The organism is Kitasatospora sp. NPDC091257, assembly GCF_044757675.1.
Taxonomy (GTDB): domain Bacteria; phylum Actinomycetota; class Actinomycetes; order Streptomycetales; family Streptomycetaceae; genus Kitasatospora; species Kitasatospora lactacystinica.
On sequence record NZ_JBIVVI010001453.1, the window covers coordinates 1 to 1,982 of the forward strand.

Genomic DNA, 1,982 nt, shown 5'->3' on the forward strand with positions numbered 1-1,982 from the left:
CCTCCCCGGGTCTCCGGTACTCCCCGCCGGGGGCTGCCATGCCGTCATGAGCCGACCACCACGGCGCGGAACGGGATGTGCGCGGGGCAGTGGGCCTCCACCAGACGGGTGAGCCGGGCCGTCAACGCGCTCTGGTTCTGCGTGCTGCCGGCGGTCAGGGTGACGGTGACCGCGGCGGCGGCCGGCGGGACTTCCGTACCCGTGAACACGCCCCCGGGGTCGTCCACCGACAGATGCCAGTCGTAGATCTCCTCGGCCTCCCGCAGCAGCGCCCGCAGGGTGCCGCGGCGGGCGTCCAGCCACGGGGCGAGGGCGACGGCGGTCCTGCGCCGGACCTCGTCCCAGTCCGCCTCGACCCGCGCGCCGGTGATCCGGACCAGCCAGGGCAGGCAGTCCGGCGGCGACAGCCACGGGTCGAAGACGTCCTCCAGGCGGTCGAGGAGGTACTCGGTGGGCGCCAGCGCCGCGCCCACGCCGTCGGCGAACGCCTGGACCACCGTGTCGTCGGCGTAGACCGACGGAAGTGCGAGCGGGCGGGGCGCCGATGCCCCGGCCCGGGCGACGGGCTGTTCGCTCACCGGCTGCCTCCGTTCTGCTCGTCGGCGACCGTGCAGTCGACGGCGGTCAGATGGACCAGCCCGCTGTCCGGCACGCCGATGACGGGTCGCACAGCGCCGTCCTTGTCCTCCACGGCGGCGTCGGCCACCTCACGGACCTCCGCGACGGCCGCCAGTGCGGTGTACACGTCGCCGGTCTGGACCAGCCGTCCCCACGGCCAGCCGCTGCCGTCGGCGCCCCCGGCCGTGGGGTGGAAGAAACGGAACAGCGCCTTGCGCACCGCCCGCTCGGCCGCCTCCTGTCCGGCGGGTGTGGCGTCCCAGGGGCGGACGACGACGGTCACCGAGAAGTCGGTGTAGTCCGGCGGGCCCACCCTGATCCGCTCACCCAGCAGCCGCACCCCCTCCAGGACGGCGCGGGCCTGTTCGACCTCGTCCCCCGCGGCGAGTTCCCGGTCCGTCAACGCGTGGTCCGCGGGAGCGGGCAGGGTGCCGGTCACCAGGACGCGCAGCGCGGCGTTCTCGCTGCGCCAGGCGGTGGCCTCGGTGCGGGGGCCCTGCATGAAGTAGAAGACTCCGCCGATGCCGACCACGGGTTTCGGGTCCCGGGTCAGGCGGGGCGGGAGCTGGGGGAACGCCTCGGCGATCAGCGACTGCACACCGCGCTCCGGCGTCGGGGTCAGGACCTGGTTCGCGTACGTGTAGCAGCGGTGGTGGAAGGAGTCGCCGCGGAAGAGGAAGATCCGGAACCCGCCGCCGGGCAGGGCCGTCGCGGTCACCGCGTGCACCCCGGTGGTGAACTCGGTGGGAAGCCCGGGGAAGACCGTGCCGATCGGCTGCGAGGCTCCGCCGGTCCACCCGCATTTGTCGGCGGAGAACCACAGGCGGGGGATGTCCGGGGCGAGGAACAGTACGGCGTCGAGCTGCTTCAGGGCGAACTCCGGCGGCGTGTCCTCGTCCCCCGGCCGGGGCGCGGGCGGAGGAGGCAGCGGCAGGATCGGGCCCGGATGGAAGACCGGGTCCAGCGGCACCCTTGTCCAGTGGACGCCCTGCGCGTCGGCGGTGTAGTGCACGGCGTACGTGGGATCGACCGCGGCGACGGCGCACGCCGTCACGGTGTCCGGCCGCCTGGGGGGCACCAGCGCCTCGGGGACCCGGGAGCCCGCCGGCCGGACGGTGGCGGTCGCCCGGCAGCGAACCACCAGTCCCGCCCGCTCCGCCAGCAGCCGCTCGTGGTCGGACACCGTCACGGCCCTTTGCAGCGGGGCCAGTTGGAGGCCGGCGAGGTCCACCGCCTGCCGCCAGCCCTGCGCGTCCTGCCCGTCGGCGACAACCGCCGCCACGACGGCGGTCATCGCCGGGCACAGCTGCGCCGGCAGCAACAGCACGGTGCCGACCGGCACATGGCCCCGAGCCCCCCGGTAG

The 1,982-nt window shown here is 74.9% G+C and carries 1 protein-coding gene and 1 pseudogene; both read right to left on the reverse strand.

Annotation, left to right across the window (positions count from 1 at the left end; genetic code table 11):
• Positions 1 to 44 precede the first annotated feature (44 nt).
• The gene (locus ACIQOV_RS39290; protein WP_401055673.1) at positions 45 to 578 is read right to left on the reverse strand and encodes a phage tail protein; all 534 of its coding nucleotides are present in this window, start codon (positions 576 to 578) and stop codon (positions 45 to 47) included.
• Positions 575 to 1,982, reverse strand: a pseudogene (locus tag ACIQOV_RS39295) (hypothetical protein); the annotation flags it as partial. The gene ACIQOV_RS39290 and the pseudogene ACIQOV_RS39295, both read right to left, overlap by 4 nt.